We start from the raw sequence: 16290 nt of genomic DNA, 5'->3' as shown, positions 1-16290 counted from the left end.
ACCGTCTTGGCATCTCCTCGCATCGAATCCCACGCGTTCCCGCGGTCATGGGATGAATTAATCGGCCACGAACGCATTCGCACTGCCATCGCCACCGCCATCACCAAACGGCGACTCGGCGGCAGTCTGCTCTTTGTCGGCCCGCCCGGCGTCGGCAAAACCGCTGCGGCGTTGCTGCTCGCCCAAACCATCCTGTGCCGACGCAATTCCTCGTCGGACATGAACCCCTGTGGGCAGTGTCCCGATTGTGCTCAAGTCCGCGCGGCGACTCACCCCGATCTGATTCAGGTTTCCAAACCCGTCGATCGAACCCTGATTCCACTGGAGGCTCTCATCGGCCCGGTCGAAGCCCGGTTGCAGCAAGGGTTCTGCCACGACGTTCATATGCGACCGATGCAGGGCGAGCGAAAAGTCGCGATCCTCCACGACGCTGATTTCCTCAACGAAGAAGGCGCCAACTGCCTTCTCAAAACACTCGAAGAGCCTCCTTCGGATGCCGTCATCGTCCTGATCGGGACGAGCGAACAGCGGCAGTTACCGACGATCCGTTCGCGATGCCAAACGATGCGATTCAACAGCCCGGTCGGCGCTGAAGGCCGTGAACTGTTGCGTGGCCATTTGGTGCGGATGACCGAAGAGGGAGAAACGCCACCTGCCCTCAGCGACGCAGCACTTGACGAGGCGATCGAGCTAGCCGCCGGAGACATGCAGGTCGCCGCCCGGTTGGCGAGCGGCCAGAGCGGCGAGATTCGCGGCAAATTGCTCGCCCAACTCGACACGCCGATTCCCGATCCGGTGATCGTCGCCCGCTGCATCAACGACCACCTCAACGAGATCAGCAAGAAAGAAGCACCGCTGCGTCGGGCCGCCCTGCGAGACCTGTGCTCGATCGCGGTGCAACACTACCGCAGCAGTCTGCGTGAGTCAGCACGACAGGGGCGTTTCGACAACGACTGCGCCCATCGTCTTGATCGCACGCTACGTGTGTTTCGTGAAATTGACCGCAGTGCTAACTTGAGCACGTTGATCGATTGCTATGCCGCTGACCTCACCCTCGCCACGACCGGCGACCGCGGTGCGATTGGCTAAGAACAGCATTCGCTGCGATGCGGTGGCTCTCTTGAGGGCCTCGCGAAAAAGTGGACACCCATCGCTATGCGATTTCGTCCGCCATTTCCTCCACCGCCCGGACCAGCCACTCTTCGATCGAGGCATGCAAATTCGCATCGCGTCGACTTAGGTCAGCACGCACCCCTTTGGGCACAAACACCCGCACCCGTTTGACGTGGTTATCAAATTGGCGGTTAGCGAGCACCGAGGCAACCGGCGACACATCACCAAGCGCCATCACCTCGCCACCTCTCCCCACAACATCGATGTTGATGTCCACTTCGAGCTTCACCGGCGGGGCATCGATCAACACCATCGTCGGATCAATTTCACGGCCGATCGCGCGACTGATCGATACCGCCAATCGTCGCGAACACGCTACCAGCCACCAATACGGACGCCGGGCGAGCAGCGAATGCACCTCATCGCCCGATTCGACATTGAACTCCGCCGCCAGTTTGACCAACCCCCGCGTCGGTCCAAACAAACCTTCGGTCAGCGTCGCTTGCGGCCCCAGGTCGTCGCCGGATCCACTCGCGTGCGAAACCACCCGCGAGACTTTTTTGAGTGAATCGATCCACGCCGCTTCCGAGAGGTCAGACCACGCCGAAATGTCGAGCGGTTCGACATCGGCCCGGGGATCCATTTCATGTTGCAACGAAAATAACACCCGCTGCAACATCGCGGTCGCCGCACGAACGGTGTGGTGCCAGTACACTTCGCTGAACATCACATAGCGACCGAACACCATCATCTCCGCTGCCGTCCGGCCCTTGGCGCCGATCGCGAGCTTCGGCTCGGTGGGATGAACGCACAACGACGAAACGATTCGCTCGGCATCAAAATTTCGGCCGTAGGGGACCCCCGCGTGCAGACTGTCACGTTGGAGATAATCGAGTTTGTCGATATCAATGGGGCCGCTCAGACAACTCGCATAGAACGACACGTCGGACGGCGACAACTGACATTGTGAGCGATCCGTCATCGTTTTGGGACGTAGGATCGACATCACGTCATCGGCGTTGCAACTCCAATCTCGTTCGAGGCACGCGGCAATGTCCGAACCTCGCAAAATTGCGTCAACACGGTCTTCGTGCTTGATCGCTCCCCGTTGTGGATCGTCGCGGCTGCGCCGCAGCGCATCTCCCATATCCTCGATCGGGTGGCAGAAGGGCCAATGACCGGCATCGTGCACGAGCGAGGCGACAATGAACGCTTCCTGGGCAACCTCGTTGATTGGCCCCTCCAACGATCCAAGATGGTCGAGCAAACGTAATGCGTTGGCATACACGCCGAGAGTATGCTCCAGACGGCTGTGCGTTGCCCCTGGATAAACCAGCGACACCAATCCGAGCTGACTGATCGTCGCGAGATGACGGATCGGTGCGGTGTCCACGATCCGCCGAACCCGCTCCGTCATCGGCACGTCCATCGACGGTGGGATGCGAACACGTGACGAACCCCGGCGAAGGGAAACGACTTCCGGGAGGGCGCCGCTCACAGAATTAAGCTCGCCGGCGTCGCAAATCGGTCAGGTGGCGCAACACCGGCGAGGGTCACCCCGGCCACCAGTGCCAAGATGATCACGACGGCGAAATAAAATCCCGCGTGCGTCAGTCCGTTGGCGAATTCGAGTTCAAAACAAGCCACCGAAGCGAACGCGCCGAGCACCACCATCACGCAAAACGTGATTCCAGCAACCGTCCACGACATTTCTTTCGCCGCATCCAATTCGAACACATACGCCGGAGCAAACGCATAAATAATCCACGTCGCGGCAAACAAGGCAGAACAAATCAGCACGCGGTTGCGAAGTTCTATACCAGTGTAGGGAGCCAATTCACGATCATGGACAAAACCATATCCGATCCGTGTTAGCGGTGGCGCCAGCAAGATCACCCCGAGGATTTGTGCCCACAGCGGCGTTCCACCGGAGAAACGAAACCCGAGTGCGATCGCGAACAGCCCGACCACGCAGCCGATCGCAATGAACAACATCCGATTGGTCAGCTCGGGATCCTTGGCCGTGATCGGCTTCAGAACGCTGCGTCCCTTGGAGTCCTTGGGTGAATCGTCCGCCGGTGCATGGATGACGACTTGTTCACTGGCTTCAGGAACCTTAATCGTTTTTTTGCACGCCGGGCATGGCCCCGATTTGCCCGCGAACTTATCGCTGACTTGAAACCGTTTGTAGCAATGGGGACAGGTGACTTGAATCGACATTGCGACTCGCAGGGCGGAAGAGATGAGAAGTGGTGGTGCCGATGGGCCGAATTCCGACCCCCTCGCGTTGCCTCAGTTTAACCCAACCGCTGCCGCTCGTCGCCGGGCTTGCATCATTGCCTATCATGTTCCAATGATATCCCCACCGCGTCCGAATTTCCCCGTCTACCCCAGGGTGACAACAGGGTGACTGAACCTTCCCCGTCGAAAAATCCCGAGTCCCCCGAACCGGATCAGACCGAAGACCAGGGTGCGCTCGGCCAGGCGGCGGCGCGTCGGCTATCGATGCAGGCCACCATGCCGCCCGCGGAGGTCCCGGGGGTCCGCGTCGAACGATTTCTCGGGGCGGGGGCGTTTGGCCAAGTCTGGATCGGACGCGACTTGAATACCGGTCGCGGCGTCGCGGTGAAGTTCTATCTGCACCGCAGCGGCGTGAATTGGTCGCTGCTCTCACGCGAAGTCAAAAACCTCGTCCAGCTCTCCGCCAATCGACACGTCGTGCAAGTTCTCGAGGTCGGCTGGGATGCCGACCCGCCCTATTACGTCATGGAACTCGTCGAGGGCGGTTCACTCGAAGACATGTTGCTGCGACGGGGCCGATTGCCCGTCGGAGAAGCTGTCGAGATGTTTCAGAAGATATGCGTCGGGCTCAACCATTGCCACGGCAAAGGGGTGCTGCACTGTGACATCAAACCCGCCAACATTCTGCTCGCCGCTGACAACGAACCGAGGTTGGCGGATTTCGGGCAGAGCCGGATGTCGCATGATCAAACGCCGGCAATGGGAACATTGTTTTACATGGCGCCCGAGCAAGCCGACTTGAACTCGACCCCGGACAGCCGATGGGATGTCTACGCCGCCGGTGCGTTGCTGTATCGGATGTTGTCGGGCAACGCCCCCCACCGCGACCAATCACTGCTATCACAACTCGATACCGCCGGATCACTGCCGGGACGGTTGGCCCGGTATCGTGATGCCATTGCAGCGGCGCCGTCGGCAGTCGACTCGCTATCGCGTCGCGGCATCGACCGACCGCTACGGCGTATCCTCGAACGAACGCTGCAGGTTGATCCCAAAAAACGATACGCCAACATGCAACAGGTGCTCGGCGACCTCAAACGCCGTGAAGACCAACAGCATCGCCGCCCGTTGATGTTGCTCGGTATCGTGGGCCCCATCCTGTTGCTCATCGCGACATGTGTCTTCGCCATCCGCAGCATCAACCGCGCCACCGAAGCGGCAACGACCGCCCTTCGCACAGAAGCGTTCGGCAGCAACCAGCTCGCCGCCCAGTTCGCCGCGCAAACGCTCGAAACCGAAATCGAACGTTACTTCCATCTCACCGAAGACGAAGCCGAACGCGACTCATTCATCAAATTGCTGCGTGAGACGCTCGAAGATCCCGTCATGGCAGACGCCTTGCAGGAGGTCGCGTCATCGGAAACTCCAACCGCATCGCTTTCGAAAACGGAAGCTCGAGATCTCATTCTTGATTCGCCGGTCCGCCAAAAACTCAATTCCTATCTCGATCGACGTTTGCAGATCTACACGTCTGAGAAAGGCCTCTCCACCCACCGGCAACGACTCGCCTCGTTGTTTGTGGTGGACTCCGCCGGAACGATCTTCTCGATTGCATACGGAAAACCGGTCGCCCGTGAACAAAACAGCGCAGGCCGGAATTACGCCTATCGAGCCTACTTTAACGGACAACGCGACTATTCCCCCGACAAATTGGACATTCGAAGCGTCTCTCCGTTGCAAACCACCCACCTGTCGCCTGCATTTCAAAGCACCGCGACCGGTTTGTGGAAGGTCGCCATCAGCACCCCGGTCCGACTCAACCCCGATACGGCGCCCGATCAAGTCGATGCGGTATTCGTCGCCACGATCAACCTCGGGGATTTTGAACTGCTCCGGGAAAACAAGACCGGACCGAAAGGACGCTCGGGAAGCCAAGTCGCCGTTCTCGTCGAGGCGCGGCAAGGTCCTTTACGTGGCACGGTCCTACAGCACCCGTTGATGGATGAACAACAACGCCATGGCGTGACTTTGTCAGAACAACGCTTCCAAGTCGCACCGGATCTCATCGATCAATTACTCGAAGGTGGTGATGTCGACTACCGCGATCCGATGGCCTTGGCCCCCTGTGGTCAATCCTATGCCGGCCAATGGATCGCCGCCATGCAACCGGTATCGCTGCCGGCGGCACCGAGTCAGACGGTCGTCAACCAAGACGACTCCGATGGGATGGACCTTGACGACGAACAGGACGATCTCCATCTGCACGATTCCAGTCGTTCAACGGATTTGCTCGTTCTCGTGCAATATCGATTGTCCGAAGTCCTTGGCCCGGTCGGCCAACTCCGACGCTCGCTGTTCCGCGAAGGACTCGCTGCGATCGCATCCATTTTGATGGTCACGTTTGCACTGTGGTGGGTCGTCCGACGCATTGGCGAGGACGACACTCGGATATCCCCGAACGGAAGCGAGGAGAGCGAGAAGACACCCAACGATGTTGAAACCATGACCGTCGCCTAACACGGTCGAATCGACATCGCACCGCCATCAATCCCGCCCGGCATATTCAATAGCTGTGCGGATCGAGTTTCACCTTGCCTCGAAAAATCCAGTAGATGATCACCGTGTAGCTGAGCACGCAAGGAAACCCGATCCCCGCGATGATGAGCATCGTCTCGAGTGTGTCACGACTGCTGCGAGCGTTCTCCAGCGTCACGCTATATGCCGGATCGATTGTCGAAAGCATGAAATTTGGAAAGATCTCAACGCTGAATAAAGTCGCCAACGCCAAGATCACCATCGACGAACTAAAGAACGCGTAGCCGGGTCGTCCCCAGTGCATCGCTCGGGGAATATTCAACACCGCCAGTGCGTTGAGTACCGGCACGATCCACAACCAAGGATGCCGGGAAATGTTCGCCGTCGCATGAGGAACATGCCACCACGTCGCCAGCGTGACGATGAGATACAAGCCCGCGAATACAAAGAACAGCGGCGTGATCGCCCGGCGAACGCGTGCCTGTAAGTCGTCTTCGGTTTTCAAATACAAATAGATCGCGCCGTGGAGTGCGAACAATGAAACCGTTAACGCGCCGACCAGCAACGGGTACCAATAGATCTGGCTTAGTAAGTTGCCTTCGTATCGGTATTTCGGCCCCAACTCCATCCCGGCCAATACATTCCCACCCGCAACACCCAACAAAAGGGCTGCCGTGATCGACGAGAGAAAAAATGCCCAATCCCAAATCCGCCGCCACAACGGACTGCTCACCTTCGAACGGAATTCCAAACTAACCGCACGACCGATCAAACAAGTCAGTAACAAATAAAACGCGGTGTAAAAACTGCTAAACACGGTCGCATACGCCACCGGGAAAGCCGCGAATAGGGCACCGCCAAACGTCACCAACCAAACTTCATTACCGTCCCACAACGGACCAATCGAGTTCATCACCAAACGTCGTTCATAATCGTCTTTGGCGAGAAAAGGGTGCAGGATGCCCACCCCCAAATCGAATCCATCGAGAATCGCGTAGCCGCATAACAACACGCCCAGCAAGAAGAACCAAATCATCGTCAGCAGTTCATAACTCATTGGGTTCCATCCTCCATCATTCCGCCACCGCGTGACGTGCCATGATGCCCGAACGCTTCGCTCATCGATTCCGCGTGCAGCTTCTTTTTGTACTCAGCGAGCTCTTCGGGCGACTCGGGTCCGTGTTGAATCTTGTGATTGAGAACGAAGATCCAAACCGCGAACAACATCGAATAGATGATGCCAAAGAGAACAATCGAACTGAGCACCTGTTCCGCGGTAACCGATTCACTGAGTCCGTCCGCAGTCCGCAGCCCCATCATTTCGACACCGTTCTGAACCGACGGATAAACGATCCATGGCTGCCGGCCAACCTCCGCGGTGACCCAACCGGCTTGATTGGCCGTCATCGCCGCGACCGGCATGAACACCATCGCCCATAGTAACCAACGACGTTGTTCATAAGCGCCCCGATACCAAGACCAACACGCATAGGCGGCGACCAGGATCATCATCGTTCCCAACGCGACCATCAAATGAAACGTTTGAAAGGGCAGCCACACCGGCGGACGTTCATCCTTGGGAATCTGATCCATCCCGGGCACCGGCTTGGTCGGATCGTTGTACACCAACAAACTGAGCAAATACGGTAACTCGACGTTGAAACGCACCGTTTCGTTTTCGGTATCCGGCCATCCGAACAAGTTCAATCCCGTCGGCTGATCGCTCGAGTGGAAGTGACCTTCCATCGCCGCCAATTTCGCAGGTTGCGTTTCGACGAGTTTTTGTGCCGAGTCATGACCAGTCGCCGCCGCAAGAAACGTGAACAGAAGTGCCGTCGGCAGCGAGATCGCCAGACACCGTTTTGCGATTTCTTGATGCCGGTTCTTCAGCAGGTAGTAAGAACAAACCGACGCGACAAAAAAGGCGCCCAGCACGAACGCGCCGATCAGCGTGTGCGTCAACCGATCGACCGAAGACGGGTTCAACACCATCTCCCAAAAATCAGTCACTTCGGCACGAGGCATCATTTCGCCCTGCACATCATGCCAGACGATGTGGTACCCCGCCGGAGTCTGCTGCCAACTGTTCGCGACGACGATCCACACGGCGCTGAACACCGACCCTAAAAACACCATTAACGTGCTGAGCAAATGCATCTTCGGCCCCACCCGATCCCAACCGAAGACGAGTACTGCCAAGAATCCGCTCTCTAGAAAGAACGCAAAGATCCCTTCGGCGGCCAGCGCCGACCCAAACACGTCCCCGACAAACCGCGAATACGCCGCCCAGTTCGTCCCGAACTCGAACTCCATCACGATGCCCGTTGCCACGCCCATCGCAAAATTCACCGCGAACACGCGGGTCCAAAAACGAGCCGCGGCCTCCCAGGCAAGATTGCGAGTGCGGAAATACGCTAACTCGCACAGGAACAACTGCAGCCCGAGCCCGATGGACAGCGGCGGGAACAGATAATGAAACATGATCGTCCCCGCGAACTGGAGGCGACTCAGCATCTCAACATCCATTGCCCGTCCCTTTCATCTCAGTCAGAATCGGTAGCGATTTCGGAACTATTCAGGTTTACGGAAACGCAACATGTAGTTTTCTTTGAATTCCTTCACGTCCACTTCATCGGCGAACTCAAATCCCGCCGACTCAATTTCATCTCGAAAGACGTCTTTGCCCGCCCGAACATGCCCGAGAATGAAGTCTCGTGACTTCCCCGGAACGCGTTCAAAATCGATCAGCACCAACCGCCCACCTGGCTTGAGGGCTCGAAAAATTGATGCCAGCGACGCCGTCGGCTGTTCAAAGTGGTGATACGTATCACAGATGAAAACGAGATCCACCGACTCGGGCGGCAACCGGACCGAAACGTCAGTACAAAGCACCGTCGTCAGGTTCTCGATTCCATCAGCCGTCGCACGAGCAGCAATATGTTGCAAAAAATTCGGCGCGATATCAACGCTGTAAACCCATCCGTCCCAACCGGTTTTGCGTGCGAACAATCGGCTGTAGAAACCGGTCCCCGCCCCAACGTCCGCGATCCGTTCGCCAGCCTTGATTTCGCAGGCTTTAATCACTTCATCGCGGGCGGCGTAGACTTCACGGCTCTCAACCTCTAACTTCGCCATCCACTCATCGACGTTGAGTTCCGGTTTTTTGAAGTTGTCGTTTATTCCCGGCGGTACCACGCTCGGTGATTTGTCTTGAGCGGCGACGAAGCCGGCGGACAACGCAGACAGTAGCGTCAGAACAACGATGCAATGTTTCATTTCAACTCGACATTTTGAAATCAGGGGGCAGCAAACACGCCACACGCGTGCCCGCGGGAAAACAACGTCACGCAGCCATTCGATAATCAGCATTCCTTCTGAAGCCGATCTATTTCATCAAGAAGTCTTGAGAATCGTTTTCCGAATTGCGTGAGCTCATACTCAACTCGCGGAGGAACTTCGGGATAACTTGTCTTTTGCAGGATGCCAAATCGAACGAGTTTGACCAACCGTTCGTTGAGCACTTTCGTGGTTAAGCCTTCTGCCGATCGCACCAATTCACCGGGACGATTCACACCATCACGAACCTCCGCGAGGATGTGTAGTGTCCATTTGCATCCCAACACGTTCTGAAGAATCGTGGCGACATCGGTCGATTGCGAAGATTCACTCAAACATTTTCTCCCGCATTTCCAAATTGTTACCAATAGGTAAGTAGGGCACCCAAAAGTACCTGCTAGATCGCTTCGTTTTCGCGTCTAGATTTGGGGTATACCCATGTCAGCCGCCAACGGTCGACGTAATGCACTCGCAATGGAGACGATCATGAAAACGAAAGCTCGATTCTATCATGCAGGCTGCCCAGTCTGCATCAGCGCGGAGCAATCTGTCGCAGCCTCGCTCGATCCCACACGGTTTGACGTCGAAGTCATTCATCTCGGCCAAGCCAAAGAACGCATTCGTGAGGCAGAACAACTCGGCGTTGTGTCCGTTCCCGCGCTCGTGCTCAACGACGCCGTCTTCCATATCAATCACGGCGCGGACTTGACCGCGATTAAGTGATGGAAGCTGCGCTCTCTGCAGAATCTTCCTTTCCTTGATACAGCAGCCAATAGGCTGCTGGGATGACCACAAGCGTGAATCCGGTAGACGTCAGGATTCCGAAAATGATTGCCCATGCTAGGCCCGAAAAGACAGGATCCAGTGTGATCACCCAGTTCGCGAGCAGCGTCGTTCCCGCGGTCAACAAAATCGGTCGCGTGCGCACCGCAACCGAACGAATGATGCACTCTCGCAGGTCGTGACCTTCGGCTTGGGCTAGGTGAATAAAGTCGATCAAAACAACCGAGTTGCGAACCACGATCCCAGCCAGCGCGATCATCCCGATCATCGCCGTCGCGGTAAAGAACACCGGGTTGGGATGCCCACCAATCGGCCTATCCGTGAGCACGTTCAACAACCAAAATCCGGGCATGATGCCGATCATCGTTAGCGGGATCGCGAGCATGATCAACACAGGCAAAATGCGCGAGCCGGTTTGAAACATCAAAATCACAAAGATGCCTAAGAGTGCCGCCCCAAACGCCATGCCGAGATCGCGGAACACGTCCAAAGTGATATCCCATTCACCTTCGCCGGACCAAACAACGGAATACCCGTCGGGCACGACCCACGGCACACCGCCTCCCATCGACAACCACGAACGCTCATCCAACGGGATGACTGCCTCGCTGTTTCCGACCGACACGGCTCCGGCGGTGCCATCGATGCGGTCAAATTCCATATCCATAATCGCATCGGCGGGTGGGCGACCGGCGACTTCCGCATAGACGTAGACGACACGCTTCAGATTCTTGTGATAGATGGTTTTGTCTTCGACCGCCGAGCGAAACTTGCCGAGCGAACCGAGCTGAACGACTTGCCCTCCATCACCCTTGACATACACCTCTTCCAAATCATCGAGCGCCGAGCGGCTTTCCCGCGGTAGCCTCAACTCGATCCACAACGGTTCGACTTCATCGGGCAGGTGCAGCACCGTCGCCCGCGTCCCACTCAAGACAGCGGCGACGGTATCGGCGATTGTTTGCGTCGAGATCCCTGACAAGGCCGCTTTGGGCTTGTCAGTTTCGAACACATATCGCACCTGATCGTCTTCGGCACTGACATCGAGATCGACCAACCCCGGTTCAAGGGCCATGCGTTGTTCCACACGGCGTGCCAACGCAATCTGATCGGCATAGTCATCCTCAGGTGGCCCATAAACCTCGGCCGTAATCGACGACAACACCGGTGGTCCGGGAGGGACTTCCACCAGCTTCACGTTCGCACCCATCGACTCCGCCAGCCGCGTGACATCATTACGAATCCGCAAGATCAGCTCGTGTGATTGCTGCACGCGGTGATCCTTGTCGACCAAATTGACGCGGATGTCCGCGACGTTGTTGCCTTCTCGCAAGAAATAATGACGCACGAGTCCGTTAAAATCGATCGGCGAACTGAGACCCACGAAAACTTCGTAATCACGCACCTCGGACAATCCACCGATATAAGTCCCCAACCGTCGAGCGACCGCGTCGGTGCGTTCGAGCGTGGTGTTCTCGGGCATGTCGATAACGATTTGGAATTCGTTCTTATTGTCATACGGCAGCATCTTGACTGGCACCATGCGAAGCACCGGCAAGATCATCGCGGCTGCCAACATCACACCGACCGCCAACAACACACCCCACGCCATTGCGCGTCCTTTAAGGATCGGCGACAACACGAAGCGTGACAACCGATAAAGCGGGGTCTTGGTAACGTCGTATCCGCTCTCCTCCGAATGGGCGTCATTCATCTGCTTCAATGAAACCATCGCCAACCAAGGTGTGATCACAAATGCGACCAATGTCGATATCGTCACGGTCAATGGAACGTTCAATGCCATCGGTCCCATGTACGGCCCCATCATCCCCGTGATGAACGCCAACGGCAGAAAACTCGCAATGATCGCGAGCGTCGACAACAACAACGCTGGGCGAACTTCCTGCACCGCTCGCAAAACAGACGCGCGCGGCGGCAAGATTTTCATCGCAAAATATCGGGCGATGTTCTCCACATCGGTAATCGGATCGTCGACGAGCAATCCCAATGACAAGATTAACGCAAACATCGTGACGCGATTAATGGAATAGCCGACCATCAGGTTGATGAACAGGGTCAGGCTATAGCAAACAGGAATGGCTAGTGCGATAACGAGTGCCGGACGCCATCCCATCGTCAAACCGATCAACCCGATCACGGTTAAGACCGCGACGACTAACCCCTCGACCAACTCGTTCACCTTGTCGTTGGCGGTTTCGCCATAATCTCGCGTGATCCGGTACTGCACTCCGTCGGGCAAGTGTGTTGCGGCGAGTTGGCTCATCTTGGCATCCACCGCTTCGGCAACGTGTACCGCGTTGGTGCCTTTGCGTTTGGCGACGGAGATGTTTACCGCCGGAAAAGTCTCGGCGATCGAATTCACACCGTCCGAATCGACCGGTCCAGCGGACGGTTCGCCGCCGCCTCCGTTGCTCTCAACGGCACGATCCGCCGGGCCGAAACCGATCCAACTGTAACTCTCCGCTTCAGCCGGCCCATCGATCACGGAGGCGATATTTTTGAGATAAACGGGTCGGTTGCCATTAACGCCAACAACGATTTCCCGCAGATCATCCACGCCTCGAATGAAGGTGCCCGTTTCAACATTAAATGATTCGTTCTGTTGTGAAAAGTTTCCGTTGCGTCGTGTGACGTTGCTTAATTGCAACGCGTTGGCGACTTGCAATGGCGACGTTTGATGTGCCGCCATCCGCTGCGCGTCCAACCGCACGTTGATCCGGCGGGGCCGTCCCCCGATCACTTCCACGCGATTCGTGTTTGGAATCGATTGCAACTTGTGCTGGAGTTCTTCTGCGATGCGACGCAGTTCATGATCGCCGTATCGTTCCGTTTGCTCTGACCACAATGTCGCAATCACAATCGGAACGTCATCGACTTCGATCGGCTTGACCACCCAAGACTCCACCGTCGGTGGAATCAAATCGATCGAGGAATCAATTTTGTTGTACAGTTTGACCAACGAATCTTCGCGGTCCTCACCGACATAAAACCGCACGGTGACGATGCTCGCACCTGGACGCGACATCGAATAGACGTACTCCACGCCGTCGATTTGATACAGGAGTTTTTCGATCCGATCGGTAACTTGACGCTCCACCTCGGAGGCCGATAGTCCCGGTGCATTGACCATCACGTCCGCCATCGGGACAACAATCTGCGGCTCCTCTTCACGGGGAGTCAATACCAACGACGCTGCTCCCAACATCAGCGATACCACGATCAACATGATTGCCACATCGCCGCGCAAGAAGATCTCGACGATGCGAGTCAATATCGGGGATTGGTCTTGGTTTTCCATCGGTACAGACACTTGGGTGCAACGGATTATCGATCGAGGCGTGTCAGTCGTATGACACTCATGATGAACTTAAACAATCAGACTGGCAGATTCCTCTTTTGAACGGGTCAGTCGTTGGAAACAGGCTGGCCATCCAAGTTCGCGTTTTGCACGACTCCCCTTGAATATAAAACTCAATCCTCATTCGATCGTGAGTGGAGCACCACACGCTCGCCGACATCCACGCCGCTGAGCACCTCTTGTCGGCCTGGCATCCCCAGTTGTCCGCTGTTGATCAAACGCCGTTCGATGTTGCCGTCCGGCAAGACGACGTCGACAAATTCGAGTTGTCCGATCCGCACGACCGCGTCGGAATCCAAACACAGATGCCGTCGCTCGCCAGCTGGGATCAACAATCGGCCGAACATGCCCTCGTATAAGTCTTCGGATTTTGGCAGGCTGGCTTTAACCAAGAACGATCGGCTCGGCGCGTCCGCTTGCGGCACGATCTCGTCGACCACGGCAGCAAACGTTCGATCGAGCGCATCGACTCGTACCTGCAATTCATCTCCGGCGTGAAGCTTGACGGCGAGATGTTCCATCACGGGAGCTTCGAGACGCAGCGAACTGGCATCGTAGAGCGTCAAGATCGGTTGCCCCGGCTGAACGATGTCTCCCGGTTCGGCAGTGCGATCAACGATGCGGCCATTCTTGGCGGATGTGATGGTGGTGTAAGACAACATCACTTCGGCTTCTCGCATCGCTTGTCTCGCTCGGGATTCGTCCGCGATCGTCACCTGCAAATCTCGACTCGCGTTATCGAAATCCGAACGCGATGCGGCATTCTGTTGGATCAACGTTTGCATCCGCGCGAACTGTTTTTCGGCCTGTTCTGCATTCGCGGTGGCTGCTTCCAGAGCTCGGTTCGCCTGCGCCAAGCGACTTTGATATTCCTTATCATCGAGCCGCACCAACAATTGTCCTTTCTCGACCTCATCACCGGCCGCCACGGTGACTTCGTCGATCGTCGCCAATAATTTCGAACTGACGATCATGCGGCTGGACGCTTTGAGCGTTCCCACGGCCTCTTCGACGTACGACTTTTCGACCTCGTGCACGACATCCGTCGGCTGATCGGTCAACTCAGTACCGGTCGCCTGCGTCCAACCGGGTTCGATTTTCTCCTCGAACATGCCTGACAGCCAAGCGATCGTCGCGACCAGGGCGACCATCGCACCGATGACGGAGAGCAACCGAACGGAGTGCCGGAGCCAAATCTTGAGGGCGTCAGTTTTCATCGGATGGTTGCCTGATCATAAATCGATGCGTCGTTATGTCGCGGGTCGCCGATATTTCATCGCAAAAAAAACCGGTGAGGCCCCGCGTTTTTTTCAATCGGAAGTGTGCTTTCAAACAAACACACCTTCTCACCACGCGAACTTGGCCCAGCCACCTGGTCCCTACACGACCTGGCGGATTATATCGTCACTTCACGATATGTCAACTTAACTAATTCGGCGGTCGTGGCGGATATTTGATCAGAATCGCGAGACGTGAGCCGAGTTATTGTCGCGGGCCGATGCCGCCCGCCGTGGCCCAATAACCTCCACGGCTATGATCAAACGTCGGCTTGGTGCCTCTGGCCGTTTCGTCGAACCCGGCTTCCGACGACCATACCTGACGACCGTTGACGAACGTCCTAACGGGCCACCCGGTCAAGGTCTCGCCGTGCCAAGGACTCCAACGGTTCTTGGTGTGTTGAGCTTGATCCTGAATCGTTCGCGACTCCTGGAGGTCAACTAATACGAGATCGGCATCATAGCCTTCAGCGATCCGGCCCTTGGCGGTCATCCCCCAAACCCGCGCCGGCGCGTCGCTCATCCAGTGTGCGATCTGCTGCACGCCGACTTTGCCCAACTGAACTTGATTGAGCATTAACGCCAGCGAGTTTTCGACCGCCGGTAAACCCGAAGGACTGCTTGGGTACGGCTGTGACTTTTCCTCGAGTGTATGCGGCGCGTGATCCGTCGCGATCACTTGGATCACGTCGTCGAGCAGCGCCTGCCACAAACCCGCGTTATCGGCCGCCGTCTTGATCGACGGGTTCATCTGAATCCGACTACCCAGTCGCGGATAGTCATCGACGTTAAAGAATAGGTGGTGCGGACAAACTTCCGCGGTGAGGTAGGGCGACGGATCTTTCAGATAAACGAGCTCAGCCGCTGTTGAGACATGCAGCACGTGGAACCGGTGACGGTGTCGCCGTGCCAGGTCAGTAGCACGAGCGGTTGCGATCATGGCTGCCTGCTCATCACGGATACGCGAGTGATCGGCAATGTCGGTGGTGCCCTTAAACTTTTCGGTATTGGCACGAACGGTCGATTCGTCTTCGCAATGCGAACAGATCGGGAGCGTGGTTTCGGCAAAGATCCGCTCCAGGGCCTCCTGTTCGTCAACCAACAGATTGCCCGTACTGCTGCCTATAAAAATCTTGATCCCTGGAACTTCGGTCGCTCGGGCAAGTTCGTCCGCGTTGTCAGGCGTCGCACCGATGTAGAACCCAAAATTGACCAGCGACTTTTCCGACGCGAGCCGTTCTTTGTCACGAACTCCCTCGATCGTGATCGCGGGAGGTTTGGTGTTAGGCATCTCCAGAAACGAAGTCACGCCACCTGCGGCGCACGCGTGACTAGCCGTTGCGAGATCTTCCTTGTGGGTCAGCCCGGGTTCGCGAAAGTGAACCTGATCGTCGATCACGCCGGGTAGGAGATGCAATCCCGTCGCATCAATCACTTCATCGCAGGCCGCCGAATCCGACGCGTCGATGTCGAGAATTTGCCCATCGCCGACAAGCACGTTTCCGGTGCGAATTTCGCCGGAGGCGGACCGCAGCCCGTCCCCGGGCAAGACAATAGAAGCGTTTCGAATCAGGGTGCGGGGCATGGCTTGGCTTTCCGACGATTGAGAAAACCGCCTAGCCTAGC

12 protein-coding genes are annotated in these 16290 nt (G+C 56.8%); 3 read left to right on the top strand and 9 right to left on the bottom strand.

From position 1 onward, the window contains the following. Nucleotides 1-6 precede the first annotated feature (6 nt). Entirely contained in the window at nt 7-1089 is a 1083-nt protein-coding gene (locus NB063_RS24490) for a DNA polymerase III subunit (protein WP_250931657.1), read from the top strand. A 64-nt stretch (nt 1090-1153) separates the two neighbouring features. On the opposite strand, the gene NB063_RS24485 is transcribed toward NB063_RS24490, so the two are convergent. Then, entirely contained in the window at nt 1154-2542 is a 1389-nt protein-coding gene (locus tag NB063_RS24485; RefSeq protein WP_322975295.1) for an HD domain-containing protein, read from the bottom strand. Nucleotides 2543-2607: 65 nt separating this feature from the next. Continuing rightward, complete coding sequence (locus NB063_RS24480) at nt 2608-3333, bottom strand: hypothetical protein (protein WP_250931655.1); 726 nt, start codon at nt 3331-3333, stop codon at nt 2608-2610. 186 nt (nt 3334-3519) lie between these two features. Here NB063_RS24480 and NB063_RS24475 point away from each other — a divergent pair, with 186 nt between their 5' ends. Next, nucleotides 3520-5871, top strand: coding sequence for a serine/threonine protein kinase (locus tag NB063_RS24475; RefSeq protein ID WP_250931654.1), 2352 nt, complete (start codon nt 3520-3522; stop codon nt 5869-5871). A 46-nt stretch (nt 5872-5917) separates the two neighbouring features. Here NB063_RS24475 and cydB read toward each other — a convergent pair whose 3' ends face one another. The 4 genes from cydB to NB063_RS24455 all read right to left on the bottom strand — a co-directional run bounded on the left by cydB (nt 5918) and on the right by NB063_RS24455 (nt 9560). Further along, entirely contained in the window at nt 5918-6946 is a 1029-nt protein-coding gene (cydB, locus tag NB063_RS24470; protein WP_250931653.1) for a cytochrome d ubiquinol oxidase subunit II, read from the bottom strand. Next, a complete protein-coding gene (locus NB063_RS24465) occupies nt 6943-8415 on the bottom strand; it encodes a cytochrome ubiquinol oxidase subunit I (protein WP_322975292.1) in 1473 nt (490 codons plus the stop codon). Before NB063_RS24465 ends, cydB begins: the two co-directional genes overlap by 4 nt. 45 nt (nt 8416-8460) lie before the next feature. Next, the gene (locus NB063_RS24460) at nt 8461-9165 is read right to left on the bottom strand and encodes a class I SAM-dependent methyltransferase (protein WP_250931651.1); all 705 of its coding nucleotides are present in this window, start codon (nt 9163-9165) and stop codon (nt 8461-8463) included. Between the two features lie 86 nt (nt 9166-9251). Continuing rightward, complete coding sequence (locus NB063_RS24455; RefSeq protein ID WP_250931650.1) at nt 9252-9560, bottom strand: winged helix-turn-helix transcriptional regulator; 309 nt, start codon at nt 9558-9560, stop codon at nt 9252-9254. 103 nt (nt 9561-9663) lie between these two features. Here NB063_RS24455 and NB063_RS24450 point away from each other — a divergent pair, with 103 nt between their 5' ends. Next, entirely contained in the window at nt 9664-9948 is a 285-nt protein-coding gene (locus tag NB063_RS24450; protein WP_250931649.1) for a thioredoxin family protein, read from the top strand. On the opposite strand, the gene NB063_RS24445 is transcribed toward NB063_RS24450, so the two are convergent. The 3 genes from NB063_RS24445 to NB063_RS24435 all read right to left on the bottom strand — a co-directional run bounded on the left by NB063_RS24445 (nt 9941) and on the right by NB063_RS24435 (nt 16249). Further along, nucleotides 9941-13327 carry an efflux RND transporter permease subunit gene (locus tag NB063_RS24445; RefSeq protein WP_250931648.1) on the bottom strand — a complete coding sequence of 1129 codons (3387 nt, stop codon included), beginning with the start codon at nt 13325-13327 and terminating at the stop codon, nt 9941-9943. The genes NB063_RS24450 and NB063_RS24445 overlap by 8 nt on opposite strands. A 173-nt stretch (nt 13328-13500) precedes the next feature. After that, complete coding sequence (locus NB063_RS24440) at nt 13501-14604, bottom strand: efflux RND transporter periplasmic adaptor subunit (RefSeq protein ID WP_250931647.1); 1104 nt, start codon at nt 14602-14604, stop codon at nt 13501-13503. A gap of 265 nt (nt 14605-14869) precedes the next feature. Then, entirely contained in the window at nt 14870-16249 is a 1380-nt protein-coding gene (locus NB063_RS24435) for a dihydroorotase (protein ID WP_250931646.1), read from the bottom strand. Nucleotides 16250-16290 lie beyond the last annotated feature (41 nt).

This window comes from Aporhodopirellula aestuarii (genome assembly GCF_023701485.1).
GTDB lineage: Bacteria > Planctomycetota > Planctomycetia > Pirellulales > Pirellulaceae > Rhodopirellula > Rhodopirellula aestuarii.
Note: the sequence above shows the minus strand (reverse complement) of the source record. Positions and strands in the feature narration are given on the sequence as shown.